A 25,808-nucleotide genomic window follows, 5' to 3' on the forward strand; every position below is an offset into this window, starting at 1 on the left:
ACGGTATTTTTGTTTTGCACTGCGTGAGCGATCTCATTGACAACATAATCATTAGATTTGATTCCGCGGCATTAAATGCCGGGCGTGACCGAACTATCCATATCCAATCTCAGGATTATATACGTACCAGGCTTCCCTCAACTAAGCTGTTTCTTGTCAGTCCCTATTCAAATTTAAAACGGAGGTCAGAAGATGAAGAAGAAAAAAGCCAGTACCATTCTGGCAATTGTAACCGCTTTATCCGTGTTGGCGGGCTGTGGCGGCAACTCCGCCCCTGCAGCAACCAGCAGCTCAAACGGAAGTCCTGCCCAAGGCGAGAACAAGAACGAACCGGTATCCATCTCGATTATGGCCAACCTCCATACCCCTGAAGTTCCCTCCGACATGATTGAGAAGCTGCTGGAAGAGAAAACGGGCACCAAGCTTGACATTCAGTGGGTGCCGGACGGCACTTATGATGAAAAGGTCAATGCATCCTTTGCGACCGGAACGCTGCCGCAGGTGACGTACCTGAAGAATGCCGCCTCGCTTGTAAATATGCGTGATGCGATCCGCAACGGGCAATTTTGGGAAATCGGGCCATTGCTGGATCAGTACCCAAACCTCAGCAAGCTGAAGCCTGAAGTGTTAAAGAACACGGCGGTGGACGGCAAAATCTATGCGCTTTACCGTGAAGTGCCTTTGTCACGCCAGGGCATCATCTACCGCAAGGATTGGGCCGACAAGCTTGGGCTCAGCGCTCCGACCAATGTGGACGAATTCTATAATATGCTGAAGCAGTTCAAGGAGAAGGATCCTGACGGCAACGGCAAAGATGACACCATCCCGCTGACGGATCGAAATGACCTAATTTATGGTGCGTTCAAAACGATCAGCTCGTGGCTCGGCACGCCAAATAACTGGGGCGAGAAGGACGGCAAACTGGCTCCCGAATTTATGTTCCCCGAATATATGGAGACGATGAAATTCTTCAAGAAACTTCACCAGGAAGGCCTGATCAATCAGGATTTCCCGGTTACCAGCAAAACCGATCAGCAAAATCTGTTCATTACCGGAAAGTCGGGCGTTTATATCGGAGCGATGGGGGACGTATCCAGCCTTCATCCCAAGGTCGTCGAAGTGAATCCGGATGCGGAGCTCGATGTTCAGAATAAAATCGAAGGTGGCCCGAATGGCTTCGGAATCTGGTCGGTTCCCGGCTATGGCTCGGTGATTCTCTTTCCGAAAACAGCGATCAAATCGGAAGAAGAGCTAAAGGATGTGCTTGCCTTCATGGATCAGTTGATGAGTACGGAACTTGGCAACCTCATCTATTGGGGGGTTGAAGGACAGCATCACAAGCTGGAAGAAGGCAAGGTGATCCCTTCGGAAGACACGAAACTGACTGATCGCGAAGTGAAGCCTTATCAAGCCATGCAGGTCGGCGGGCCGTTAACAATTGAAGGATTTTATGAGGCGAAGCATATGCTCCCGGTTAAAGCGAAATCCGAGGAAATGATTATGGAGAATAATGAATACCTCATAGAGGATCCTTCGGCTTCACTGGATTCCAAGACATTTAACGAAAAGGGCGTACAGCTGCAGGAGATGATTAAAGACGGCACGTATCGATTTATGCTTGGCGATATCGATGAGGCCGGATTCCAGGCTGTGGTGGATAACTGGCTTAAGAGCGGCGGTCAGCAAATCATCGATGAGTTCAACGTTTCCTACGAATCTTCCAAATAATGAACAAGCCAGCATCCCGAACGGCCGGAGACTGCCATGCTGCAGTCTCCGGCAGGCTTCGGGACAGAAAGGAAGTCTGAGATCATGAGCGAAACCGCAGTGAAGGCCGGGATGAGCAAGAGCGCCCGCAAAATACCGGAGACCGGTCGAATGAGAAGAATAATAAAAAACCGGGCGATCTATCTCATGATTCTTCCGGGATTTTTATACTTCCTGATCTTTAAATATATCCCGATGTCGGGATTGATCATAGCCTTCCAGGATTATCAGGCTTATCTCGGCGTTACGGGAAGCCCCTGGGTGGGGCTCAAGCATTTTGAACGGCTGTTTACCGAGCCGATGTTCTTCACGATTTTGGGTAACACGCTGCTGCTGTTTTTTTTGAACCTGGCATTCTATTTTCCGGTGCCGATCATTCTAGCCTTAATGCTCAACGAGGTCCGGCGCGAAGTGTTTAAACGATTTATCCAGACGCTGGTGTACATTCCCCACTTCATGTCTTGGGTTATCATCGTATCCATTTCATTTGTCATGCTTTCGATGGATCGCGGCATCATTAATGAATTGCTGGTTATGGCCGGATTCGAAAAAATCAATTTTCTGATGAGCAGCGAATGGTTCCGGCCGATGTATGTCCTGCAGATTATCTGGCGGGAGGCAGGCTGGGGAACAATCATCTATTTGGCTGCCATGGCGGCGATTGATCCCGGTCTATACGAAGCGTCCCGGATTGACGGGGCGAGCCGCTTTCGGCAAATGTGGCATATTACGCTTCCTTCGATTCGAAGCGTGATCGTCGTTTTGTTGATTTTGAAAATCGGCGACGTGCTGGAACTTGGGTTCGAACATATTTATCTCCTCTTAAACTCGATGAACCGGGATGTGGCGGAGATATTCGATACGTATGTTTATACCGCAGGTCTTAAGCAAGGTCAGTTCAGCTTCAGTACGGCGGTCGGGTTCTTTAAATCGCTGATCGGTCTCATTGTGGTAATGCTGGCTAATTGGCTGGCCAAAAAAGCCGGAGAAGAAGGCATCTATTAACTACAGAAAGGTGGACCGCTATGGTACAAGATAAAACGATATCGAGCCGAATCTTCGATATCGTGAATTATACGCTGCTGTTGATCATTGGCCTGGTTACCATCCTGCCTTTCCTTCACGTCATCGCCGGATCCTTCACAACGGTGACGGAGCTGGCGCAGAAGCAGTTTGTCCTGTTTCCGACCGTTTGGTCCCTTGATGCTTACAAATATGTGTTTTCAACCAATACGGTATTTCGCTCGCTTGGCGTTTCCGTTGGAGTCACCTTCTTAGGCACCTTGTTCAGCATGCTGTTAACCTGCTTGATGGCCTACGGGCTGTCGCGCAGGGATCTGGATGGCCGAAATTTCATCATGTTCATGGTCTTGTTCACGATGCTGTTCAGCGGCGGAATGATCCCCACGTTTCTCGTGGTGAAGGAGATGGGGCTGATCGATACGTATGCGGCGCTGATTGTCCCTACAGCGATCAATGCCTTCAATCTTATCATCATGCGAAACTTCTTTCAGAACCTGCCTGAGGGACTGGAGGAATCCGCAAAGATCGACGGGGCCGGTGACTGGGGAATCCTGTTCCGAATCGTGATTCCGCTGTCGATGCCTGCCATTGCGACCATATCGCTCTTTTATGCGGTTACCTACTGGAACACGTATATGTCGGCGATTTTGTACCTGAATGATGCGGCCAAATGGCCCGTTCAGGTCATCCTGCGGCAGATCGTTATACTTGCCAGCGGCTTGGCGGCAGACACCTCCGGCATGGACGAATTTGTCCGGCCGCCGGAGCAGACGGTGAAGATGGCTGTCATCGTCATCGCTACGCTGCCGATTCTGTGCGTGTATCCGTTCCTGCAGAAGCATTTTGCCAAAGGAGCGCTGCTGGGATCCATCAAGGGATAGAGAGGAGCGAAGGTTGGTGTTGGAAAAGAAACGATATGCGCCAATCATTGCCGGCAATTATGCGGACCCGTCGATCATCCGGGTCGGCGAGGATTATTACATGACGCATTCCTCCTAAAAGCTGACGCCCGGGCTCGTTATCTGGCATTCGCGCGATTTGCTCAATTGGAGCCGAGTTGGGGCTGCGCTGCCCCACTACGAGGGGAATGTGTGGGCGCCGGATTTCGTAGCGCATAACGGGATGTATTATATTTATTATCCGGCTGGGCGGACGAACTGGGTCGTTACCGCATCCAGTCCGGCGGGACCGTGGAGCAAACCGATCAATCTGGGGATCAAGGGAATTGATCCAGGGCATACGGCAGGACCGGACGGGAAGCGTTATTTGCATATGTCAGGCGGTGATTTTGTAGAGCTTACGGCGGACGGACTCGCGATCGCGGGTGAAGTCAGACATGTGTATAACGGCTGGCGGTATCCGGACGATTGGGTCGTGGAGGCGTACAGCCTGGAGGGGCCGAAAATTACCGTTCACGATGGTTATTACTATCTGACGGCAGCCGTCGGAGGGACGGCCGGTCCGCCTACAAGCCATATGGCCGTATCGTCAAGATCCAGAACGCCATGGGGGCCCTGGGAACACTCTCCGTACAACCCGATTATCCATACGGAATCCAGGGATGAACGCTGGTGGTCCAAAGGACACGCCTCGTTGATCGACTCTCCGGATGGCCAGTGGTGGATGGTCTACCATGCTTATGCCAATGGGTTCCATTCACTGGGCAGACAGACCTTGCTTGAACCGATCGAATGGACTTCCGATGGATGGTTTCGTGCTGCAGGAGGCCGTGAGAGTCTTATTGACCAGTACGATCGGCCGCATGATGAAGGAGAAACCAATGCTGGGAATCAAGGAGCCTCATTCAGGGATCCCTTTGACGGTCCTGAGCTGGGGTTGCACTGGCAGTGCGAAGGCGTGGAGCCTTCTGCACGGTTCCGTCCGGGGAATCATGAATTGGTAGCCGAGGCCGCCTCCGAGGAGGAAAAATCTTCTCCGCTGCTCTATATGGCGGGCCATAAGCGTTATTCAGCAGAGGTTGAGATCATCGTGGAGGGTCCGGCAGAAGGCCGCCTGCTCCTCTATTATAACGATGCGGCATATCTTGGTATGGGAGTCAACGAGCATGGAGTGAGGCATTTCCGGTCATTCAAGGGCTACGGCACGATGCAGAACCATACTCGCAGGGCTTTTTTGCGGTTGGTTAACGATGCGCATATCGTTTCATTCTATTACAGCTTCGATGGGGTGGAATGGATCCGGTATGACAAAGTGGCAGATGTTTCAGGATTCCATCACAACACGTTTGGCGGGTTTCAGAGCCTCCGCATCGGACTGGACGCCGTCGGCAAAGGCACGGTGATTTTTCGGGATTTTTCATATAACGTCATCATCAGCTGAAAGAAGGGATAGGCCATGACAAAGGGATTAGAGAACATTCTGGAGGGGGGCGACAGGCTGTTTGAAGGTTTCTTCGAATGGCTCGAAGGACAGTATGACGCTGCTTCCGGCGGTTTTTATTACGCCCGCAGTTCCAGGGATGCCGATGCGTTCACGACGGACATCGAATCGACGGCACAAGCGTTGGGCATTATCGAGCGCTGCGGACTTCAGCAAAGGCTGACCGATGACATCAAGGCGGATCTTGTGCGTTTTTTCCAGTCCAAGCAAGACCCTGGGACGGGGTATTTCTATGATGCTGATCCCAAGATGAGAAAAGACGATGTGATGGTGGGCCGTGCACTTGGCTACAGCGTAGGAGCACTCCGAACGTTGGGCGCAGCCCCATTGCATCCGCTGCCGGGTAATCGGAATATGGCTCCGGCATACTGCCGCGCTCCTGAGGCTTATGCGGAGTGGCTGCGTTCCATCAGTCTTGCGAACAGCTGGCGCGGCTGCGACCGGCTGTGTAACTCAGCACCCTATTTATCCCAAATGCCGCAGGATGAGAGGGAGCCGTTTTTACGTGAGGCGCTGTCGTATTTTGAGAGCATACAAGATCCGGAGACGGGGCTGTGGGGCGAAGGCACGCCTTATGTCCGAATATCGGGAACCTTCAAGCTGTTGACGTTCTATAACCGGTTTCAGGCTCCACTGCCGCGGACGCCGGAAATATACCGGTCCCTGCTGCACGCTTTGCGGAGCGAGAAGGCCGTTGACATGTGTTATATTCGGAACCCGATCAGCCTTCTGACCTCGATGAAGCTGCGGATTCCGGAAGAGGACGTTCTGGAGATCGCGGAAATCACCTTGCGGAATATGGCGCGGCTCAAGCGGGCGGACGGCGGCTTTTCCAGGGAAATTGATCACTCCCCGCCGGCACCGAATGTGGCTCAAGTGAAGCAAGGTGAGTATTATCCTGACATGCCGGAGGCGGTTCCACTGGGCAAGGGTGAGATTGAAGGGGACATGAATGCGGGAACACAGGCGATTCTTATCCGCTATACGCTGCATGAGCTCGGGGGGCTGCAGGGACGAAAGCTGGATATTGCGGATTCTGTGTTCTCATCTCTACGAGCAGGTACGGGTAGATGATCTATGAGCCAGGACCTCTAGATGTATTGGATCAGTCAGCCGGGATGACGCTCTGAATTTTTATGACTTGGATAATAGGAATACATAGGCCCTTCGGCGAAGAAGTATAAAGGTTTTTTTATTTAATGAATCGATGAACACGTAAATTCGGTACTTGGATTAGCAGAGGAGGAGGAGCATGGCGCAAATCGGCGTTTGGGAACAAGCGGAGCCTGGGGTGACAAGGAAGGTGTTTCAACCCGGAACGGGGCTGATGATGATGGAGGTGCATTTTGAAGAAGGGGCGGAAGGTGCACTGCATAGTCATCCCCATGAGCAGATGAGCTACTGCCTGAAGGGTGCCATCGAATTTTATATCAACGGTGAGACGACCCTGGTGCGGCAGGGAGATACCATCGTCATTCCCGGCGGGGCGGAGCATGGGGTAAAAGCTCTGGAACCTTCCGCTCTTTTGGATACGTTTACACCGCTGAGACTGGATTTGCTTGGTCTCTGAGTGCCTAAAGCTGAAAGAAATGTTGAAGAAATGAATGGATAGACGACTGGATATGAAGACAGAAAGGAATGGATATGATGAAACTTTGGGAACAGGATATTCCAGGACATGAATCGGTGGAAGAGAAGTTCATACCCTACATGACACCTTATCTATTACAAAATGAAACCCCTCACGGAGCCGTGCTTGTGCTTCCGGGGGGCGGGTACGAGCGGCGCGCGGATCATGAGGGTGATCCGATTGCCATGTGGCTGAATTCAATTGGGCTATCCGCCTTTGTCGTTCATTACCGTGTGGCCCCTTATCGCCATCCCTATCCGCTGGGCGATGCCCAGCGTGCAGTCCGGCTTGTAAGGCATCACGCCAAGGAGTGGAACGTCGATCCGGATCGTATCGGAATCCTTGGGTTCTCAGCAGGCGGACATCTCGCGGCGAGCGCCAGCACTCATTTCGACGAAGGAAACCCGGAAGCCGTGGATGCTGTGGACCGGCAGAGCTCCCGCCCGAACGCTTCCATCCTGTGTTACCCGGTCATTTCTTTTAAGGATTATTACCATGAGGGCTCCATGACCAGGCTGTTGGGAGAGAACCCGCCGGAAGAGTTGAGAAATGCGTTGTCGCTTGAGCTTGCGGTGAAACCGGAGACCCCTCCTTCCTTTCTATGGCATACCGCTGACGACGGCGCGGTTCCCGTTGAGAACAGCCTTATGTATGCCAAAGCGTTAAGCAAGCAGCGCATCCCGTTTGAGCTTCATGTTTTTCCGGAGGGCCGGCATGGTCTTGGTCTTGCGGAAGAAGATGCCAGTGTTTCGCAATGGACGGGCCTGTGCGCGGGCTGGCTGCAGAAGATCGGATTCCTGTCGCAAGCGGTCGTGCAGGGAAGGTAGGACTGAGCAGCATAACTTGAGAACTCATGCAAAAAACAAGCTCATCTGAAAAATTCAGATGAGCTTGTTCGCATAACCTAAAGATCAGGACCGGCCTCTAATCTCCTGTCGGAGGAACAGGACGTAAGAGATGGCGAAGCAGATCAGTGTAGCTGCGGTCAGTCCGGTAATTTGCGGCCAGACGAGCAGCAAGCTTTGACCAAACGGCAGCGGACTAGCGATGGCACCGTACACCTGCTCCTGCGTGAGCGGTCCGAGATTGCGGATGGACGGCATCAGCAGAGTGCTCGTTGCCTCATTAAACAGGGTATATGGCGACAGCCGGCCAAGCCAGAGCATCAGATTCTGATAGTTCATGACATCATGGGCCGTGGCTGAGGCGGAGTCCGGAGCCAATCCCCGTGCCAGCAATTGCAGGATCATATCAAAAAAGAAGCTAAAGAACAGCCAGACCGCAATGCTTGACAGGGCGGAGGTCGCCGGCTGGCGGAATCTTACGGAGAACATAATGGACAGATTCAGCCAGAAGCCAACGTAAAAAATGGTCACGACCAGAAAGCTGATGGTTCTCAAAAATTCCTCGAAGGTTGGCGGTATGCCGATAATCAGGGTGCCCAGCGCCATGGTCAGCAGCCCGAGCGTGATAAACATGATGCTGATCACGATCAGGGAAGCGGCGAACTTCGCATTGAGCAGGTCGTCGCGGTGAATCGGCTGGGCCATGATTCGGCTGAGCGTCCCTTTGTTCCGTTCACTGTTGATGGCATCAAAGCCCATGCCGATTCCGAGCAATGGACCTAAGAAACCGACAAATCCGATGAAGGTCGGAAGGGTTCCGTCCGAGAGGGTGAACAGCTTCAGGATGACAAAATCATCAACCCCGTTCTCCGAGCCGAGAGCTTCCCGGATGCTGTTCATAGCCGTATAAAGCGAAGCCACGCAGGTTAAGGCAATGATGCCCAGCAGTAATATGAAGCGCCAGCTCCGGATATGGTCCGCGATCTCTTTGCGGACCAGCACGCCGAAAGCTGAAGGCGTGGTCGATTTGACTGATTCTCCTGTCGCTGATTGACCGGGCGTGTTGGTTCGCTTGGAAAATGTTTTTTTGATGTTTTCAGAGTAGGACTGCAGCCGGCGGCCAATGTCAGCCAGCTTATCCTGTACGCTCGGCGCTCTTCGCTCTGCCATGCTCATCACCTCCTGCAAAATAACGGTGGTAGATTTCATCCAAACCGTACTGCTGGCGGTTCAGCGAGAACAGCTGGACACCTGCATTCACAACCGCTCGGGCAATTTCAGGGCTGCAATCCCTATCGGCCCGGATCAGAACCTTAGCTGGAAGGTCTCTGATCCGGGTGACCGCATGCTCAGCCGGATCGCTTTCGACAGCCGGAACCTCGATCAGGTGAACCCCTTCGATGGCGCTGATCTCATCACGCAATTCGGGCCGCAGCTCATCCAGCTCCACCGTGATCATAATTGGATCATCGGCGAACAGGGTCTGGGACAGCCCCTCGACATCCCCTTCGGCGAGAAGCCGTCCCCGCACGAACAGGCCGACGCGGTCGCAAATCTGCTGAACCTGGTGCAGCTGGTGGGACGATAGCAGTACGGTAAGGCCCTGCTCACGGCTTAGCTTCCGTATCAAACGCAGCAGCTCCTCCATTCCTGTTGGATCGATGCCCAAGGTCGGTTCATCGAGGATGATAATCTCCGGGGATTTCATCAAGACGTCCGCGAGCCCGAGCCGCTGTCGCATCCCGCGGGAATAGGCTCCTGTCTTCTTATGGGCTGCCTGCGTGAGCCCGACTTGCTCCAACAGCTCCAGTGCCCTTTCCCGGGCTTGGGAATCGGGGATTCGATTCAGCCGGGCCGTTAGCATCAGGTTCTCCAATCCGGTTCGGTCCTCGTAAAAGCCGACGTCATCAGGCAGGTATCCGACCCGCCGCTTGACCGGGATCGGTTCTCTTGTCGGATTGAGGCCGAGCACGTTAATGGTTCCTGAATCCGGTTCGCTGAGTCCGAGCAGCATCAGGATCGTGGTGGACTTGCCCGCACCGTTCGGGCCGAGCAGACCGAAGATCTCGCCGCGTTTAATTTGGAGGGATAAACGGTCTACCGCCTTCGTTTCGCTGTAACTCTTCGTTAATTCGTGAATGTCAATGACCGTATCCATCAAGGTTATCTCCTTCCGTATTTACGAATGAGAACATAGATGCCTCCCAGAATAGCAACAATGACGAGCACGCCGATCCAGCCCCACAGCATGGAGCCTTTGACGGCAACGCGGAATTGGGCGTCGGAACTTGCTTCAGCCGCGGCGGCCTTCAGGTTGGTGACATAATCACCCGCAATGGCTTTGTCGCTTGACGTCAGTTTGGCCTCAACCGTTGTGGATTTGCCTGCGGGCAGATTTTCGATCGTTTTCGGGTTGAAGCTTACTTCCCAGTCCACCGGCGTATCGGAGCTAAGATTAATATCCGAGAGAGGTGCGGTCCCCGTATTCTTGACCAGCAGCTCAATGGTTTTGCTGCCGCCCGCATTGACGTTTGTACTGAGCAAACCGCTTGGTGTTGTAAGCTCCAGCCCATAAGATCCCGTGATGACGGCTTCCAGCGCAAGCTCGGAGGATGTCGATGAATTGGAGGCACGGATCGGAATGGAGAAGGAACCTTCCGTCACTTCGGCAGGCGGTTTGATATCGACGGTGATAGATTGACTTGCACCCGCTTCGATTTCGACGGAGGATACCTGCTTGCCGCCTGAGGTGAATGTAACGTTCCAACCCGCCTGGGCATCGGCCTGGAGGGCATAGTTTTGTTTATTGGCGGTTCGGTTTTGCAGATTCACCGTGTAGGTAAACGTGGAATCGGCATGCCCCTCCAGATTGGCTTGATCGGTTGTGAGCTCGGTTTGATAGGTTCCTTTTTCCGTGATATCCACGGTTAATGGCAGACTGGCCATGGATCCCGCCGTTACTTGAAACCGGTAGGAGCCTTTATCTACTTTGAGCGGTACGGTAACCTCCAAGGACACCGATTCCGATTCGCCCGGCTTCACGGACACTTCTTTCAGCTGCCAGCCTCCGCCGTTAAGCTTGGTGCTCCAGCCGCTCGGCAGGCTGTTGATTTGGAGCGGGACCGTAATGACGCCGCTCGTATTGTTTTTGACTTCAAGGGGATAATTGATGACTTCCCCCGGTGGAACGGAAATCGAGGTGTAAGGTGTATACAAGGTGATTTCCCCGGCGGCGAACGCGGTATTTCCTCCACTTAACAAGTAAGTACCCAGGATGAACAAGAGCAGCAGGTTCAGCTGCTTGGCTCTCTTTCTAAGCATTTTCATGACACTACCCCTCCTAATTTTATGGATTCATAATGAGTACGTTGGAAGCACCGGGTTTGGATTTATCGGAAAGATTAAAATTACCTAAAAAATTCATTAAAGGAAGCTGAAAAGTGCCTCGGTTTATTCAAAAGACAAGGAGCGTTTGCTAAAATATTGATCGAAAATGGCCGTGCGCAGGCAGGCCATCATGATGTATGAGAGGAGAACAGGTTAGGGGGAGTTCGGGGATGAACGATCATTCTGCGATGTGGCTGGAGGAGATTGCAGAAGGTTCGGCCACAGCGTTCCGGCGCTTCTATGATACCCATGCCCGCCTGGTTTACCGGCTGGCTTTGCAGATGACCAAGGATCCGGCCGAGGCGGAGGAACTATGCCAGGATATCTTTATGGAAGTGCTGCATAAGGCGGATCAGTATGATCCTGCACGCGGAAGCGTTGAGGCTTGGCTGGCCGTGAGAACACGGTGCAGGGCGATGGATCGGCTGCGCAAACGGCAGCGTATGGCTGAAGCCGAATGGATGGAAGAGGCTCTGCCGGAAACGACATGGGGCGAAGGTCAGGAATCGGTAGAGCTGGCCGCCTTGCGCCGGGTGGAGCTGGAGCAGGTAAAGGAGGCGCTTCAGGGGATTCCGCCCCTTCAGAGGATGGCGGTTTACGGGAGTTATGTCGAGCAGCGCTCCCACCGGGAAATGGCGGAATTGTTAAACCGGCCTGTCGGAACCGTTAAATCTTTAATCCGGTACGGCATTCACAATGTCAGGCGGCGGCTGGATGCGATGAGCGGGAAGGAAGGGGGGAGCTCGCAGCATGAAACATTCAAAGCAAGACCATGAGTTTCTCGCGCAAGACAACGTTGACTGCTCGTTATACCCCGAGGAAAAGCTTGTTGATTACGTTATGAAGCGATTGCCGTACGCGGAGAGCATGAATATCGAGCGACATCTTAAAGAATGTGAGATATGTTCCGGGACAGCGGCGGAATGGGCGAAGCTAATGGGGGCTGTAGAGCTATTCATGCCTTCTTATCCTGTCGATGAACATGGGTCACAGCTGGATCGAGGTTGTGATCATGGAGAACCGCTCGTCAGATCGACACAGCCGGCAGGCGCGGGAATGGCCATTGGTGAGTCAACGAATAAGAATAAATTCTCTGATGAACCTATGCCTCAAAGCCGGGTGCGCAGCAGGCTCATGCGTGCGGCTTATATACGGTCAATCCAAGGCCGACTCCGAATCAAAAAGCACGTTGTCCTGCAGGCGTTGTCGGGAGCGCTGCTCATTCTGTTGATTGCGGGTTTATTCATCATGAAGGGAAACGAGGGGCAGACTCATGCGGCCTTCGAACATGCGGTAAGCCAGCGCATTGCCGATATGCAAAGCGAGGATACCGAGCGGTATGTCATACAGCCGATTGAACCTTTCTACGGCAGCGGCTTAGTATGGTTGAAACGCGGCTCGGGAGAAATGCTGATCGTTGTCAATGGCCTGCATTCCTTGGAGGAGAAAGACTATCAGGTGTGGCTTCAGGATGAGGATCGGCTGTCGAGTGCGGGTTTTATGCTAGTACAGGGCCCGCAGGGAAAGAGCTATTATTACGGTTACGGAGCAGAGAAAGCGAAGCGGATTGTCGTCAGCATGGAGCCCAAAGGGGGAAGCCGGAGACCGACCGGGCCCGAAGCCGTTCTGGTGAATATGGGGCCTTGATGCCCAGATATACAGGTGAAATGCATGATCTGATCCAGGGGAACACCTTGTCTAAAAACAGGGAGTAAATGGAAGGCGGTGAATATGGGATGTGGCGTGCAGATGCTTTGCTGGAATCCATGTATAACGAAGCAATTGGACGAACGAAAGACAGGCAGGTTTCCATGAGTGCTGAAGAGCGCAAAGGGCATTTGAAGCAGACGCTTCGGCAATTGATCGGCGAATTCGAAGCCAATGAAGGGCACAAACCTGTACTGCTTGAGCAGGAGCGATGTGACGGATATATTCGGGAGAGGGTAGAGCTATCCGCCATACCTGGCCTGTCCTTTGCGGCATATGTATTAATTCCGGAAGGGAATCAGATGAAGCCGATGCCGGCAGCCGTCGCTGTTCATGGTCATGGCTATGGAAGCAGGGAGATTATTGGGCTGAGGCAGGACGGATCAAGCGATCCTGATACATCTGGTATACATCGGCATTTTGCTGTCCAGTTGGTACGACGAGGCATGGTGGTGATCGCTCCGGATGTTGCCGGTTTCGGTGAGCGGCGCCTTGATGCGGATCTCGCGCGGAATCCGGATGCCCCGAACTCCTGCCACCGACTGTCCACCGGGCTCATGATGCATGGCAAGACACTCGCCGGTCTCCGCGTAGCCGAGACGCTAAAGGCATTGGAGTACGTGGCCGAGCGTCCTGAGGTTCAGGCTAACCAAATCGGCATCATGGGCTTTTCGGGAGGCGGGCTAATCTCGTTCTTGAGCGCGGCGCTGGATGAACGAATACGGGCTGCCGTGCTTGCCGGGTACCCTAATACTTTTAAGGACAGCATTATGGCGATGCAGCACTGTGTATGCAATTACATCCCCGGCATCCTGAACCATGCCGAGCTGCCGGAATGGTTGGGACTGATCTGTCCCAGGCCCTTGTTTCTGGAGTCTGGAACCCATGATCGGATATTTCCTGCTGCCGGCTTTGAAGCAGCAGCTCATGAGCTCAGGGAAATATATCGGCGCACCGGTGCGGAGGAGAGGCTGCGAACTGATCTGTTCCCCGGAGCACACGAAATTAGCGGCCGGTATTCGTACGACTGGTTGTTTGAAAGGCTAAGCAGCCCGGACTTGTGAAGGCTATCTAGTTTACCTAGCCTCTGCTTATCAGTACTACGTGTGACAGGCCTTGCGCGTATGGACCGTAAGATTCATTAGTACAGGTAAATTAAAGCAAAAAGTGACTCCCAAATCATCAGGAGTCACTTTTTTTATATGTTAGCATGGTTGCCGCTTTATCGTATTTTGTTTACTTCAAGCCAGCCTGCCAATCTTGGATCAGGGAGTCAGCATTGGTATTCAATGCCGTTTTGGCTTGGTCACTGACGTTACGCCCCATCGCCTCCTTGTTCAGGTGCTTGGTGAAATTCAGCATATGCTTGACGGTCTGATCCTGTCTTCCCCTATCCAGATGATGTTGTACCTGGTTAAGTGCGTTGGTCAGCTGAGGAATGATCGCCCCGCGAACATCTCCTGAATCCACGAATCGGGCGATTAATTGTTTCATAGAATGCACGCTCGTGATGACTTGGAACTGGATTGTTTTCTGAAGCTTGTTACCGGAGCGGTCTTCAGTCGTAACGGTTGCCGTTATGTCGCCCAAATTCCCGGCCAGATCGATGTCGATGGCATCCTTGGTCAATGGATCCAGCGTATAAGCTTTGCCGTTGATGGTTATTTCGGCAAATCGAATGGCGGAAGTGTCCATGATTTTGAAGCTGAGGACCATGTAATCCTCCAAAGAATCGCCATCTTCCAAGCTCTTTCCATTGGCGGTCAGAGAGAAGGAGGGAGAATCGGTAACCTCGATGGTGACTCCCTGCGAAACATTCCCGGACCGATCAACGGACCGGATGAAGAGCGAGTAATCCTTGCCCGCCTCGATTCCCCGTATCACTGCTGTTTGAATTCCCCGATTCACCTCGATGACGTCGCCGACCTGCTGTCCATCGCTCCGCAGCGTAATTTGCACTTTTTGAGCATCGATATCATAGGGACCATCCCAAGACAGTGTAATGCTGCCCTCGCCGCGCTTCGCCTGAACATTCTCTACCTCCCCGGGAGCAATATGGTCCTCTTCAGGTATAGGAGGAGGAGGAGTCTCTGTAAATACGGCCGGATCGCCAAATGTGAATTTATCAAAGTTATATAACCAGTCTCCGCCTTTAAAAGACAGGAATACAATATGTTTTCCCGTTACAGGGGCAGTTACATCCGTCGAGAAAACTTTGAAATTCTGCCAACCTCCGGTCCCTGAGACGGTGGCTGTTGCAATGACCGGACCGCCCAGACTATCCAGTCTGACCTCGACCGTCCCGCCAGCCGTGGCGCTGGCTGCGTTGACATGGAATTGCGTAGGGCTTTCGCTGCCAAAATCGATATAGTTGTACATGGCATAAGGGTTATTCGGACCAAACATCCCGGCCAGGTAAGTTTCCCCGCCGCCGGTTTCTCTGCCGAAGCCTACCCCGTTCGTATAGTTTTCAGCTTCCAGCTTGTCGGAAGCATCCCTTGTTTTTCCTTTCATGGTGGTAAAGGTGAACCACTCCAGATTGAGAGGATAGTCGCTGCCGTTTGCTCCCTTGAAAACCAGGTATACGTCATGAACGCCTACAGCCAAGCTGTCATCGATATTCGCCATGATATCGACCCAGTTATCCCAGCTTCCCAGCGCCGGAATTGGAACGACACCTGCGGTAGGTCCATCCAGACTGTCCAATTTAACCTCGATCGTGCCGCCTTGATTTCCGCTCGCCACATGAACAGTGATACCAGCCGCGCCGGATCCAAAATCAATTCCTTCATAAGAGGCATAGGCATTGTGATGGATTCCGTCCAAATATCCGAACTCGGCATGTTTGCTAAGTCCTTCGCTGCTGTCATAATTTCCGGCCTTCAGTTTGGCATAGGCGTCAGTTTCCGTCGGATCCGTGGTCGTAAATTGAATCCAGTTTAAATTGAATAGATAATCGTCATTCGTCTTGGTGAAGACAAGATACAGATCATGGACGCCAGTAATGGTGCTTGGCGCTCCTTGGTCATCCTTAAGGAGGGTGACGGCATCGATATAATGATTCCAGTCGCCCGTTCCCTCTACGTTCAACGTCCCGACTTTGGGGCCGTCCTTGGAATCAAGCCGGATCTCGATGTTACCTCCGCCCGTTCCGCTGGACGCTCTGGCAATGAAGCCGATCGCGCCTTCTGATCCGAAATCCACATTTTTGTAAGCGGCATAAGAGCCATGCTGGATCCCGCCTAATTGCAGCGAGCCTTCGAATGCCCCTTCCAGAACGAATCCGGTCCCGATATTGTAGCGTTCCGCTTCGATTTTCTCGAAGGGGTTTTTAACGGCATAACGAAGCTCCGCTTCCATCGGCTTGATCACGTTTAAAGCTTGAACGGCAGCGGCTGAAGACCAGGATTCATAAGTTCCGGACAGCAGCTGTCCCGCCCAGTTTCCATCCACGATATGATCCGCATTGCGGTGGCTCCAGGCCATCTCGACATTGAATGCAAGCCATTCGTCGAATTCAGCGCTGAATTCCGGGTATTGGCCGGTTTCATCCAGCGTCTTTTGCAGATGGGCCAGATTTCGCATCAGGATCGTTTTGCCGCCTTTCAGATCTCCGTTAGGTCCTTCGTAATTCAACACCCCGTTTGAATCCACCAGATGGTTTTTGGTGAATTTAGCGGCCTTGACCGCGTCATCGAGGTAAACGGCATTTCCGGTCGCTTTATACAATCCAACGGCCGACCCGATGTATGTACCCTGGTTGTAGTGGGTAGCATCCGGAACCGCGCCATGCTCAATTTCGATCCGGTCGAACACTTTCCCGTTTCCGTCCGTCAGCATCGTTTTGCCCCATCTGAATATTTTGGTTGCCGCGTTCAGATAATGTTCATCTTTCGTAATATCATAAAGATAAAGTGCAGCTTGCGCCGCCGGGAAATTAATGCATGCATTTTTGGTATTATGCTCGCTGTTCAGCCACCAAATGCCGCCGCTTGCGAACTCTTCATCCCACTGCGTATCGTACACGAAATCAAAATGATCTCTTGCGGCCTCCAAATATCTTGGATTCCCGGTGATTTGATAGGCTCTGGCGCTTCCCATCGCCCACCACATAATATCGTCATTGAACGGGTTATTCGTCCAATCTTGGCCGTACTTCGCAACGGTGCCGTCATACACATCGTCGATCTGCGTTTTAAGCTCGGCTTTCAAGGCGGGATCGGATGTATGCTGATACGCATCCATGACCAATTCCCACAGCTCTGCTTCCACCCAGAAGTCCTGATGTTTTTCGCGCTTGGAGTCCTTCCAGAACATCTTGGCGTTTGAATCCCAGAATGTATCGTTAAATGCTCTCATCGCTGTATCCCCATCCGATGCGGTATAGGCGTAGGCCTTGGACGACCCGATGCCGGGCATGGAGCCGAGCATGAGCGCGATAGCCAGAGGCACCGCCAGAAACTTGAATAGTTGACCTGATCTGAGTGACATGAATGTTCCTCCTTTATTTTCAAATCGAAGCCGATCCATTCCATTCATGATCGGCTTCATGAGTTTAGCGATACCCGGTTACTATCTACTTGCCGGTCGTAATCACTTTATTGATTTTTTCGGCCATCACATCCAGTTCGGTGATCGGGGCTTTGCCCATCAGAATGTTTTTCCATGATGCTTCGATGAACGGGTACGCTTTGCCTGCCCATGTTGACAGGAAGCGAACCGGCTGCGTATTCTGGGATTTCAGGATATGATCAAGGCCTTCGCCCACTTCAGGATGTCCGGCCGTTTTCAGCGCTTCGTAATAAGCAGCGGAAGAGGCTTGATAGGCTGCAGGAGCCACCGGAGTTGAAGGGAGGACTTCCTCGTACATTTTGGAATCCAGGTACTTGAGCACTTTCCAGACCGCTTCCGGATTTTTGAGCGTTGCCGGACTGGACCAGCCTACGGCGTCATAAATCTCGGTCTGGCTGTTTACGACCGGCATCGGAACGTAGCCCCATTCCAATTCTTTCGGAGCCGTACGGATCAAATCATCCGCTACCCACTGCCCCTGCAGGGTCATCGGGACTTTACCTTGTTTGAATGAACTCATGGCATTGGTTAAGTCAAAGGTCGGGGGATTCATATAACCATTTGCAATGGCTGACTTATATTTCTCGACGCCTTCCCTGAATGGGTCGCTGATTTCCACCTTCGTTGGATTGATGATGGCATCAGCGAAGGGAGCGCCGCCGGCGGAAACCGAATAGAGAGAGACGTGGAAAGGGTCAAGGGGGGCGTAATAACCGAATTGCTGCACACCGCCCTGATTGCTCGAAAGTTTCTCCATCGCCGTGAAGAATTCATCGTAGGTCCAGCCGATTTTCGGTTCCGGGAGGCCTGCATCCTGGAATGATTTTTTATTGTAAAAAATGCCGTAGGTGTTCAAGAGTCCAGGCAATCCGACCAACTTGCCTTCATAGTACCAGCTGTCTACCACGCCGTCGTAAAAGCCCTCCATGAACGCTTTGTCCTGTGTTGCAAGCTCCGTCCAGTCATAGAGAAGTCCTTTGCCGGCATTATCGAGCAGCATGTCGTTTCCGGTCATGAAGATGTCAGGCGCTTTCTTCGCCGTGATCATTCCGTTAATCTTGACACCGTAATTGTCCAATGGAGTAGGGATGAGTTTCACTTTGATGTCGGGGTTTTCCTCTTCGAATTTTTTCATGGAGGCCATGATTTTTTCGTTCATGGCCGCCGACTCCCAGGTAATCATCGTGACTTCGACGGGTTTCTTGGACCCGGCGTTATCTTCCCCGGATGGCGTGTTCCCGGGGCTCGCCGTACCGGAACCTCCGCCGCTGTTGCCGCCGCAAGCGGCCAGCAGACTTGAAAATAGCAGTAAAGCGATGATTCCGCTGGCCCACCTTCTAACACCCTGTCTCATTGAAAGACCTCCCCAATGGTAATTTAATGAACTGAACATCCCATGTTTTTTACTTCAGTCAAGCAAGAATCGGCATCACCTCCCATACGGTCGGAAGTTTTACTTTAAACCCGCGGAATTCATGGAGCCCAGCCCCTGCATAAAAAACTTCTGGCCAAAGAAGAAGAGCAGCAGCATCGGCAGAATATAAATTAAATCCGCGGCCATAAACAGATTCCAGGCTGTCGCATAGGTGCCCGTATAGGTAGCCATCGCCAGTGACAACGTCCATTTGCTTGGATCGATAATATAGAGCAGGGGCTCCAAATATTGATTCCACGCCCCTTGGAATGCAAAGATCACCATGGTCATGATGACCGGCATGGACATAGGCACCAGCACCTTGAGCAGCACATAAAGGTCAGATGCCCCGTCGATTTTGGCAGCCTCGTCAAATGAAACGGAGATCGTTCTGATATACTGCACAAACAGGAACGAGAACGTGGCGTTTCCAAAAAAGGCGGGCACGATGATCGGCAGCCAGGAATCGTACCATCCGATGCTGGTGTACAGGTTAAACATCGGGATCATGCCAACGAATCCGGGAAGCATGAGGCTCCCTACAAAAAGCGAGAACCACAGTTTACGTCCCGGGAACTTCAGCCGTGCGAGACCGTAGCCCACCAGCACCGAGCTTATAATCTGCCCGATCGTGCAGGTAATCGCGATAAACAGGGAGTTGCCAAACGTTTGCCAAAAGTTGATTTCCTTCGTACCGGTTACAAAATTGGACCAATGAAATTCCCGAGGAAACCATTCGGGCGGAATCTTGAACACATCATTGTTACTCTTCAGCGCAATCGTAACCATCCAGAAGAGGGGAAACAGCATCGCAATGGCGCCGATAGCCAATAAGACAAAACGAAAGGCGTCTGTCCAGTTCAACCGTACTCTTCGCTTAACGCGTATGTCCGCTGCATTCAGATTTCCTCGTTGTTTGGGCCGTACTTCCGCTTGCATCACTTCTTACCCCCTTATTTATCGCTTTCGTAATAAACGAACCGGTTGGAGTACCGGTAGGATATAACGGTAAAAATCATGATGATGACGAACAGCACCCACACCTCCGCAATGGCATAGCCAAACATTCTTCCATTGAAGGCGTCGGTATAGATTTTGTAATTCAGCAGGGAGGTGGAAAAGTTCGGGCCGCCCCCGGTCAGCACCTGAACCTGGTTAAACGCCTGGAATGCGCCTATGATGCCGAGGATAAGCTGCAGGAACAGGATCGGAGTGATCATGGGCAGCGTAATGTTTAGCGACATCCGCCACCGGGAGGCGCCGTCGACTTCCGCCGCTTCATACATTTCCTGGGGCACCGACTGCAGACCGCTCAGAAAAATGATGACACTGGATCCGACCTGCCATAAACCGATTAACACGATGGATGGAAGCGCTGTCGTTTCGCTGGTTAACCAAGTGCCAGGCGGCAGACCGAACTCTCTTAGCAGTGAATTTGCCAGACCGTATTGCGGCTCATAAATAAATTGCCACAACGTAAGCGTGGCGATTGAGGGAACGACGACGGGCAGATAAAAGATCGTCCGGAACCATTTGATGCCGGTTAAGTTTTTGTTCAGCATCATGGCCAACAACAAGCCTAGGATCAGCGATAAAGGAACACTCAGGATTACGAAGTAAAACGTCGCCCTGATCGAAGGCCAAAAAGCAGGATCCTCGGTGAACAGGTATCTAAAGTTCTCAAAGCCGACAAAACGGGGAGAATCGTACCCGCTCCATTCTGTTAAGGCGTAATACATGGACGACAACAGGGGGTAGGCGACAAAAACGCTGAAGCCGATAATGGACGGTAAAATGAACAAATATCCGATGACCCAGCCGCGAAGCTTCCTATTGGTTCCCATGGTGATCCCGACGACCTCCTCCGATACCATTTGCTTTGACCCGAAGGCCGCAGTAATCCATCATCAGCTCGCAAAACATCATGTTAGCCCAGGAAAACCATGGGCGGGTATAACGGGTTGGGTCATCGACCAGAAATCCTTCATGCATCATGCCGGTGCCTGCATCGGTCTCCGCCATCAGCCGTAACAGTCGAAGTTTCTCTTCCCGATCGGTAGTCGTCAAGCCTTGAATCGCCAGCGCAATTGGCCAGATATAACGATCAGGCGTATGGGGGCTTCCAACACCCGCAGCGGCAGTGCCCTGATAATAGTACGGATTGGCGTGGCTCAGCACGAATCTGCGGGTATTCTGATAGATCGGGTCATCAGCGCTTGTATAGCCCAAATACGGAATGGACAAAAGGCTGGGAACGTTGGCATCATCCATCAGCAGATGGTTTCCCTTCCCGTCCGTTTCATAGGCATAAATGTTGCCGTATTCGGGATGATCGACCACGCCGTACGACTCGATGCCATGACGGATCTCATCGGCTAGTTTCTCCGCCTCCGCTTCCAATTCGGAATCGCGCAGGACATCACGGCAAATCTCCGCCAGATAACCAAGCACAACGACAGCGAACATATTGGACGGTATGAGGTATCCGTAGGCGCAGGCGTCGTCGCTCGGGCGGAAGCCGGACCAAGTCATTCCCGTGTAAGCCACCTCCGCACCTTTGCCGCCGCGCGGCAGCGTGTCGCTTGGAGGACAATCGAAGCGTTCGAAGAAATAAGGCGAGTCGGTTTCATGATGCTGCTCGGTTCGCCAGATGTCCAGAATGACCCTGGCGGCTGAATGGAACGTTTGATCCAGATGCGAGGTCCTGCCGGTTTGTTTCCATAACAGGTAAGCTAGCTGGAGGGGATAACATAACGAATCGATCTCATATTTGCGCTCCCATAGCCATGGATTCATGGCGGTACGGTCGTTCTGATGGCCTTGACCGGAAGGCGAATCATTGAATGCATTGGCGTATGGATCAAGCAGGATGAATGCCGTTTGCCTGCGAACGAGCCCCTCGATCAAATCGGCCAGCTTGTCGTCTTCACCCGCCGGAACGAGGAAGGGGCGGATTTGGGCAGCCGAATCCCTCAGCCACATGGCCGGAATATCGCCGGTGATGACAAAGGTGGTACCGTCGTGCTGTCGTTGAATGGTCGAACTCAGCGTATTGTCCAGCATGTTTCTAAACATATGTCCGAGCTTCGGGTAAGCTGAGGTGCCTTCGATGATCGTGCGGTTCAAATCATGTAATACAGAAAAATAGTCCAACGTGTACATGGTAAGCTCTGCTCCCTTCATTCTTCAGGGTTGGGAATCACTTTGTAAGGTTATTATATAAAACGCTTACATTCAATATAATTACATACCAATTTAATGTCAATATATTATATAGATAAAAATTATGGCTGTTATATTGTATGGGTATAATGAATATCTTGTCGGTCATTCTGCCGGTTCTTAATTGTATATTTGCCAAAAGTCAACTTCCCTCGTTTTGATGTGGACATGCCGGATATTGAATGATTGATTTGAGATAAAAGCATGAATTTAAATTAGAAACATCCCGTGGCGGCAAAAGCAATTCATGGGTCGTTATGGACTATTTTTATAACATGATATATTGGTATGTATTGAAAGAGATGACTCTTTTCCGCTGTTGTTTGCTGCTTGGTTGAGGAATCGGCAAACGTTTTTACGAATCACTTTCCCGCGTACAGGCACTTCTGGGCCGTTGCCTACATACAATGAGAAGACCGAGAGACCGAGCGCGATAAGGGCCGGTTGCATTGTAACTTCGCAGGAGGTGTCCCAAAGTGCCTGGATTGTTTACCGCAATTGCTTTGTTCATAAAAGAGTTGACCCTGCTCGTTTCGTACGTGAAAAACAACGCGTTTCCCCAACCTCTGACCGAGGAAGAGGAAGCTAAACATCTGCAGCGAATGGCCGAAGGCGATCCTCAGTCGCGGAATAAACTGATTGAGCATAATCTTCGGCTGGTCGCACACATCGTAAAAAAGTTTGATAACACCGGCGAGGATTTGGAAGATTTGATTTCCATCGGGACGATAGGACTCATCAAGGCGATTGAAAGCTTTCGGCCGAACAAAGGTACGAAGCTGGCGACATTTGCTGCCCGTTGTATAGAAAATGAAATACTGATGCATTTGCGTTCACTCAAGAAAACCCGCAAGGACGTATCCCTCCATGATCCGATAGGAACGGACAAAGAAGGAAATGAAATTACATTAATTGACATTTTAGGGACGGAAGCGGATGATATAGTGGATGCCGTGCAGTTAAAGATTGAGAAGAGTAAGATCTATCGGAACCTCGATATATTGGACGACCGGGAGAAGGAAGTCGTTATTGGTCGTTTTGGGCTGGAAGCGGGCGGAGAAGAACGGACGCAGCGTGAGATCGCCAAGGAACTCGGCATATCGCGCAGCTATGTGTCACGGATCGAGAAGCGGGCATTGATGAAGCTGTATCATGAGTTTTACAAGCAGAAACGGTAGGAAGAAGCGGTGTTGAAATATTTTCAAGAACGGATAAGCCATGATGGCTCGTTGCATCTATCTAAAGCTTGGCTCTTCACGAGTTGTGCAGAGGATAGGTGCATTTTGTTAAGGCGTAATGGACAAGCGGTTTTCTTCCGCGGAGAGCATCATTTCAAACCTGCTCCAATCATTATCGCCGTTTTATGGACAGCGCCGGAGCATTTACATATGCGATAATTCACTTACAATGAAAATAAATCCTATAGATGAAAAAAGGGGGAATGCAAATGGGCTTAAGCCGGTTCAATTCCAAACTGTTGTACAAATACGTCGTTACGTATGTGGTCATCTTACTGCTTCCGGTCATGATGGTCGGTTTTTTTGTATACCAGTACTTCATTCAGCTGCTGGAAGACGAAGTAACCCGGAGCAATTTGAATCTGCTCTCCCAGGTGAAAGAGAATGTGGATGTCAAGATGACCGAGCTTCACAACATCGCCTTCCATATTTCGGGCAACACCCGCCTCACCCCCTACCAGGTGACAAAAAATCCGTTTACCGAGCTTGACACCATCTCCCAGCTGCGAAATTATGTCAGCGCCAACACCTTCATCTCCAATTTCCTGTTATATTTCCATGGACATCATAAAGTATATTCACCTTACAGCACGTACGACGCAGCCGAATTCACAGACAAAATCTACACCTTCGAAAACTGGGAGCCGGAGCAATTCTATCGGGACATTAACGAAGCGACCATTCCCTACGTACGGAAATCCGAAGATGTACGAACAGCGGTTGGTGGCCGCGAACGCTATATTACCTACGTGATGCCGATCGGCCCGAATCCATCCGATTCGTTCGGTACGGTCATATATTTGATCAACGAAAACCGTTTTAAGGAATTAATTAAAAAGAAGTTTGAGGATGCATGGAGCAACACGCTCATTTTGGACGAGAAGGGGGAGCTGATCACCTCTTCCCAGAGCATGGATCCGGGCAAAACCGAAATCCTGCTAGAACGTTTGCAAGCAAACAGCGAGGGTCAAGGCACGCTGAATGTTGAAGAGCGTGAATATTTCGTGTTTCAGGATGAATCTGCCAAGTTCGGCTGGACCTATATCACGCTGGTGGACAAGGATACGGTCATGCTAAAGGTGGAGCAGGCCAAAAGCAGGACATTTTACGGGTTGCTGCTGCTTGTGCTGGTGGGAAGCATTCTTATTTTCTTTGCCACCCATATGAATTATAAGCCGATCCGGATGCTAAAGCGGCTTGCCGACAGTAAAGTGAACATTCCCCCGGGGAGTAGGCTTGGCGAGATTGAATCGATTCGATCAGCGCTGGATGTGATGTCCGAGAACAACGATGAATTGAACCGGAAGATTGAAAGAAGCCGTCCAGCACTCAAGTATTACCTGATCCTGAACCTGCTTAAAGGCGAATACAAAAGCAAAGATGATCTGCGCGGAAAAGGAGAGCTGGCAGGGCTCCGATTAGAGAGCGTGTTTTATACCGTCATGGTGCTTCTTTTTCCGAAAAATCACGGACACCTGTCGGTTGCGGGACTGCCGGACGGATGGTGTGAAGCCCTCCCTCAGGGCACGGAGGTTTTCGGTATCGAGGGGCTCGAAGCCGAGCAGCTCGTATTGGTAATGGGAACAGACGAAGTTGTTGAAACGATGGAGATGCTGCTGAAGATGACCCATGAGACCCTTAGCCGTTCACTCGGCATGGATGTTACCATCGGGGTCGGTAACTCTTACGTAAAGCTGGAGGAGCTGGGCAAATCTTATATCGAAGCCTGCGGAGCGCTAAATTACAGACTGATTAAGGGGAAGGGAAGCCTGATTTTTTTCCGCGAAGCCGTTTCTGAAGCCGAGACGAACCGGAACGGTTATTCGAAGAGCCAATGGAACCGGCTGAAGCAGTTCATCTACCAAAGCGACACCAGCGGCATAGAAGTGTTTCTCCGTCAGCTGATCGACCGGATTCGTAAAGAGCAGCTTCCGTTATTTATGGTCAAGTGCATTTGTTTTGATCTGATCAACGTGATCCTGGCTATTCTGGAGGACATGGAACTTGATGAAGAGGCGCTGGCTGAGAGATATCCGGATGTGGTGAAACTGACGGAATTTGAAACCGTGGATGACCTGATCGAACTGGTAAAGGACATCTCCGCGGATATCCGCCGAATTTTAAGCGAACGCAAGGAGAGCGGAAACAGAGAGCCTGTGGAGAAAATGAAGTTGTATATCGGGGAGCATTTCGGATCCACGCAGTTCTCGGTGCAAAATCTGGCGGATGAGCTGGGGATGTCCGCCTCGTATCTGAGCCGTTATTTCAAGGAGCAGACGGGCTTCACCATTTCTCATTACGTGAACCGGCTGCGCATGGAAAAGGCGAAGGAGCTGTTAAAGCATGGGGAAGGGAACCTGCAGGAAGTGGTGGACCGAATCGGATACGGAAGCGTCTCCGGATTTATTAGAAAGTTCAAGGAGCAGGAAGGCATGACGCCCGGCGATTACCGTACCATGAAGCACAAGTGATTGTAAACGCTTGCATATACAGGTCATATTTGATCAATGCCGTTCGTCAATCGGCGGCAGAAGCCGTCAACTCCGTTGTCACATCCCGTTTATCCTGTACATAAACGGTAAATTTACACCTCCCGCCGTTCC

Annotated in this window: 19 protein-coding genes and 1 pseudogene; 12 read left to right on the forward strand and 8 right to left on the reverse strand. The window is 51.6% G+C overall.

The features are described 5' to 3' along the window. Positions 1-192: 192 nt before the first annotated feature. The 7 genes and pseudogenes from AC0VZ8_RS08645 to AC0VZ8_RS08675 all read left to right on the forward strand — a co-directional run bounded on the left by AC0VZ8_RS08645 (position 193) and on the right by AC0VZ8_RS08675 (position 7,647). On the forward strand, positions 193-1,728 hold the full coding sequence (locus AC0VZ8_RS08645) for an extracellular solute-binding protein (RefSeq protein ID WP_475486638.1): 1,536 nt from the start codon (positions 193-195) through the stop codon (positions 1,726-1,728). Between the two features lie 150 nt (positions 1,729-1,878). Next, the gene (locus tag AC0VZ8_RS08650) at positions 1,879-2,772 is read left to right on the forward strand and encodes an ABC transporter permease (RefSeq protein ID WP_475487665.1); all 894 of its coding nucleotides are present in this window, start codon (positions 1,879-1,881) and stop codon (positions 2,770-2,772) included. 20 nt (positions 2,773-2,792) lie between these two features. After that, on the forward strand, positions 2,793-3,671 hold the full coding sequence (locus AC0VZ8_RS08655; RefSeq protein ID WP_071222846.1) for a carbohydrate ABC transporter permease: 879 nt from the start codon (positions 2,793-2,795) through the stop codon (positions 3,669-3,671). A gap of 19 nt (positions 3,672-3,690) precedes the next feature. Further along, positions 3,691-5,130: pseudogene (locus AC0VZ8_RS08660) on the forward strand (family 43 glycosylhydrolase). A 15-nt stretch (positions 5,131-5,145) separates the two neighbouring features. Next, complete coding sequence (locus AC0VZ8_RS08665; protein WP_475486639.1) at positions 5,146-6,264, forward strand: hypothetical protein; 1,119 nt, start codon at positions 5,146-5,148, stop codon at positions 6,262-6,264. Positions 6,265-6,442: 178 nt separating this feature from the next. Further along, positions 6,443-6,760 (forward strand): cupin domain-containing protein, encoded by a 318-nt coding sequence (locus AC0VZ8_RS08670; RefSeq protein WP_071222848.1) that lies wholly within the window; start codon positions 6,443-6,445, stop codon positions 6,758-6,760. Positions 6,761-6,837: 77 nt separating this feature from the next. After that, complete coding sequence (locus AC0VZ8_RS08675) at positions 6,838-7,647, forward strand: alpha/beta hydrolase (protein ID WP_071223060.1); 810 nt, start codon at positions 6,838-6,840, stop codon at positions 7,645-7,647. Between the two features lie 84 nt (positions 7,648-7,731). On the opposite strand, the gene AC0VZ8_RS08680 is transcribed toward AC0VZ8_RS08675, so the two are convergent. From AC0VZ8_RS08680 to AC0VZ8_RS08690, 3 genes are read right to left on the reverse strand one after another with little or no spacing between them, the layout of a single operon-like run. Then, a complete protein-coding gene (locus AC0VZ8_RS08680) occupies positions 7,732-8,835 on the reverse strand; it encodes an ABC transporter permease (protein WP_475486640.1) in 1,104 nt (367 codons plus the stop codon). Continuing rightward, positions 8,801-9,823, reverse strand: a complete 1,023-nt coding sequence (locus tag AC0VZ8_RS08685; RefSeq protein ID WP_475486641.1) for an ABC transporter ATP-binding protein — start codon at positions 9,821-9,823, stop codon at positions 8,801-8,803. Before AC0VZ8_RS08685 ends, AC0VZ8_RS08680 begins: the two co-directional genes overlap by 35 nt. A 5-nt stretch (positions 9,824-9,828) precedes the next feature. After that, positions 9,829-10,992, reverse strand: a complete 1,164-nt coding sequence (locus AC0VZ8_RS08690) for a COG1470 family protein (RefSeq protein WP_260064338.1) — start codon at positions 10,990-10,992, stop codon at positions 9,829-9,831. Between the two features lie 230 nt (positions 10,993-11,222). Between AC0VZ8_RS08690 and AC0VZ8_RS08695 the strand changes: the two genes are divergently transcribed. From AC0VZ8_RS08695 to AC0VZ8_RS08705, 3 genes are all read left to right on the forward strand, one after another. Continuing rightward, complete coding sequence (locus AC0VZ8_RS08695) at positions 11,223-11,828, forward strand: RNA polymerase sigma factor (RefSeq protein ID WP_260064337.1); 606 nt, start codon at positions 11,223-11,225, stop codon at positions 11,826-11,828. Continuing rightward, on the forward strand, positions 11,803-12,699 hold the full coding sequence (locus tag AC0VZ8_RS08700) for an anti-sigma factor (RefSeq protein ID WP_475486642.1): 897 nt from the start codon (positions 11,803-11,805) through the stop codon (positions 12,697-12,699). The genes AC0VZ8_RS08695 and AC0VZ8_RS08700 overlap by 26 nt, the downstream gene beginning before the upstream one ends. 89 nt (positions 12,700-12,788) lie before the next feature. Beyond that, positions 12,789-13,823 (forward strand): dienelactone hydrolase family protein, encoded by a 1,035-nt coding sequence (locus AC0VZ8_RS08705; protein WP_475486643.1) that lies wholly within the window; start codon positions 12,789-12,791, stop codon positions 13,821-13,823. Between the two features lie 172 nt (positions 13,824-13,995). Here the strand turns inward: AC0VZ8_RS08705 and AC0VZ8_RS08710 are convergent, their stop codons facing one another. The 5 genes from AC0VZ8_RS08710 to AC0VZ8_RS08730 form a co-directional block, all read right to left on the reverse strand. Next, positions 13,996-17,250 carry a carbohydrate-binding protein gene (locus AC0VZ8_RS08710; RefSeq protein WP_475486644.1) on the reverse strand — a complete coding sequence of 1,085 codons (3,255 nt, stop codon included), beginning with the start codon at positions 17,248-17,250 and terminating at the stop codon, positions 13,996-13,998. An 85-nt stretch (positions 17,251-17,335) separates the two neighbouring features. Then, positions 17,336-18,685, reverse strand: coding sequence for an ABC transporter substrate-binding protein (locus AC0VZ8_RS08715; protein ID WP_475486645.1), 1,350 nt, complete (start codon positions 18,683-18,685; stop codon positions 17,336-17,338). 99 nt (positions 18,686-18,784) lie between these two features. Beyond that, positions 18,785-19,684 carry a carbohydrate ABC transporter permease gene (locus AC0VZ8_RS08720; RefSeq protein ID WP_260064331.1) on the reverse strand — a complete coding sequence of 300 codons (900 nt, stop codon included), beginning with the start codon at positions 19,682-19,684 and terminating at the stop codon, positions 18,785-18,787. 14 nt (positions 19,685-19,698) lie between these two features. Next, positions 19,699-20,589, reverse strand: coding sequence for a carbohydrate ABC transporter permease (locus AC0VZ8_RS08725; RefSeq protein ID WP_071222856.1), 891 nt, complete (start codon positions 20,587-20,589; stop codon positions 19,699-19,701). Next, on the reverse strand, positions 20,576-21,907 hold the full coding sequence (locus AC0VZ8_RS08730) for a glycoside hydrolase family 125 protein (RefSeq protein WP_475486646.1): 1,332 nt from the start codon (positions 21,905-21,907) through the stop codon (positions 20,576-20,578). Before AC0VZ8_RS08730 ends, AC0VZ8_RS08725 begins: the two co-directional genes overlap by 14 nt. Positions 21,908-22,443: 536 nt before the next feature. Between AC0VZ8_RS08730 and sigK the strand changes: the two genes are divergently transcribed. After that, positions 22,444-23,145, forward strand: a complete 702-nt coding sequence (gene sigK / locus AC0VZ8_RS08735; RefSeq protein WP_006208952.1) for an RNA polymerase sporulation sigma factor SigK — start codon at positions 22,444-22,446, stop codon at positions 23,143-23,145. 269 nt (positions 23,146-23,414) lie between these two features. Continuing rightward, positions 23,415-25,676 carry a helix-turn-helix domain-containing protein gene (locus AC0VZ8_RS08740; protein ID WP_071222858.1) on the forward strand — a complete coding sequence of 754 codons (2,262 nt, stop codon included), beginning with the start codon at positions 23,415-23,417 and terminating at the stop codon, positions 25,674-25,676. Positions 25,677-25,808: the final 132 nt, after the last annotated feature.

The sequence above is a fragment of the Paenibacillus sp. QJM3NY_38 genome (genome assembly GCF_056173265.1).

What these genes read in the sequence shown, in the direction of transcription:
- AC0VZ8_RS08645 (WP_475486638.1), top strand. Translation starts at nt 193, where the DNA reads ATGAAGAAGAAAAAAGCCAGTACCATTCTGGCAATTGTAACCGCTTTA.
- AC0VZ8_RS08650 (WP_475487665.1), top strand. Translation starts at nt 1,879, where the DNA reads ATGAGAAGAATAATAAAAAACCGGGCGATCTATCTCATGATTCTTCCG.
- AC0VZ8_RS08655 (WP_071222846.1), top strand. Translation starts at nt 2,793, where the DNA reads ATGGTACAAGATAAAACGATATCGAGCCGAATCTTCGATATCGTGAAT.
- AC0VZ8_RS08665 (WP_475486639.1), top strand. Translation starts at nt 5,146, where the DNA reads ATGACAAAGGGATTAGAGAACATTCTGGAGGGGGGCGACAGGCTGTTT.
- AC0VZ8_RS08670 (WP_071222848.1), top strand. Translation starts at nt 6,443, where the DNA reads ATGGCGCAAATCGGCGTTTGGGAACAAGCGGAGCCTGGGGTGACAAGG.
- AC0VZ8_RS08675 (WP_071223060.1), top strand. Translation starts at nt 6,838, where the DNA reads ATGAAACTTTGGGAACAGGATATTCCAGGACATGAATCGGTGGAAGAG.
- AC0VZ8_RS08680 (WP_475486640.1), bottom strand. Translation starts at nt 8,835, where the DNA reads ATGGCAGAGCGAAGAGCGCCGAGCGTACAGGATAAGCTGGCTGACATT.
- AC0VZ8_RS08685 (WP_475486641.1), bottom strand. Translation starts at nt 9,823, where the DNA reads ATGGATACGGTCATTGACATTCACGAATTAACGAAGAGTTACAGCGAA.
- AC0VZ8_RS08690 (WP_260064338.1), bottom strand. Translation starts at nt 10,992, where the DNA reads ATGAAAATGCTTAGAAAGAGAGCCAAGCAGCTGAACCTGCTGCTCTTG.
- AC0VZ8_RS08695 (WP_260064337.1), top strand. Translation starts at nt 11,223, where the DNA reads ATGAACGATCATTCTGCGATGTGGCTGGAGGAGATTGCAGAAGGTTCG.
- AC0VZ8_RS08700 (WP_475486642.1), top strand. Translation starts at nt 11,803, where the DNA reads ATGAAACATTCAAAGCAAGACCATGAGTTTCTCGCGCAAGACAACGTT.
- AC0VZ8_RS08705 (WP_475486643.1), top strand. Translation starts at nt 12,789, where the DNA reads ATGTGGCGTGCAGATGCTTTGCTGGAATCCATGTATAACGAAGCAATT.
- AC0VZ8_RS08710 (WP_475486644.1), bottom strand. Translation starts at nt 17,250, where the DNA reads ATGTCACTCAGATCAGGTCAACTATTCAAGTTTCTGGCGGTGCCTCTG.
- AC0VZ8_RS08715 (WP_475486645.1), bottom strand. Translation starts at nt 18,685, where the DNA reads ATGAGACAGGGTGTTAGAAGGTGGGCCAGCGGAATCATCGCTTTACTG.
- AC0VZ8_RS08720 (WP_260064331.1), bottom strand. Translation starts at nt 19,684, where the DNA reads ATGCAAGCGGAAGTACGGCCCAAACAACGAGGAAATCTGAATGCAGCG.
- AC0VZ8_RS08725 (WP_071222856.1), bottom strand. Translation starts at nt 20,589, where the DNA reads ATGGGAACCAATAGGAAGCTTCGCGGCTGGGTCATCGGATATTTGTTC.
- AC0VZ8_RS08730 (WP_475486646.1), bottom strand. Translation starts at nt 21,907, where the DNA reads ATGTACACGTTGGACTATTTTTCTGTATTACATGATTTGAACCGCACG.
- AC0VZ8_RS08740 (WP_071222858.1), top strand. Translation starts at nt 23,415, where the DNA reads ATGGGCTTAAGCCGGTTCAATTCCAAACTGTTGTACAAATACGTCGTT.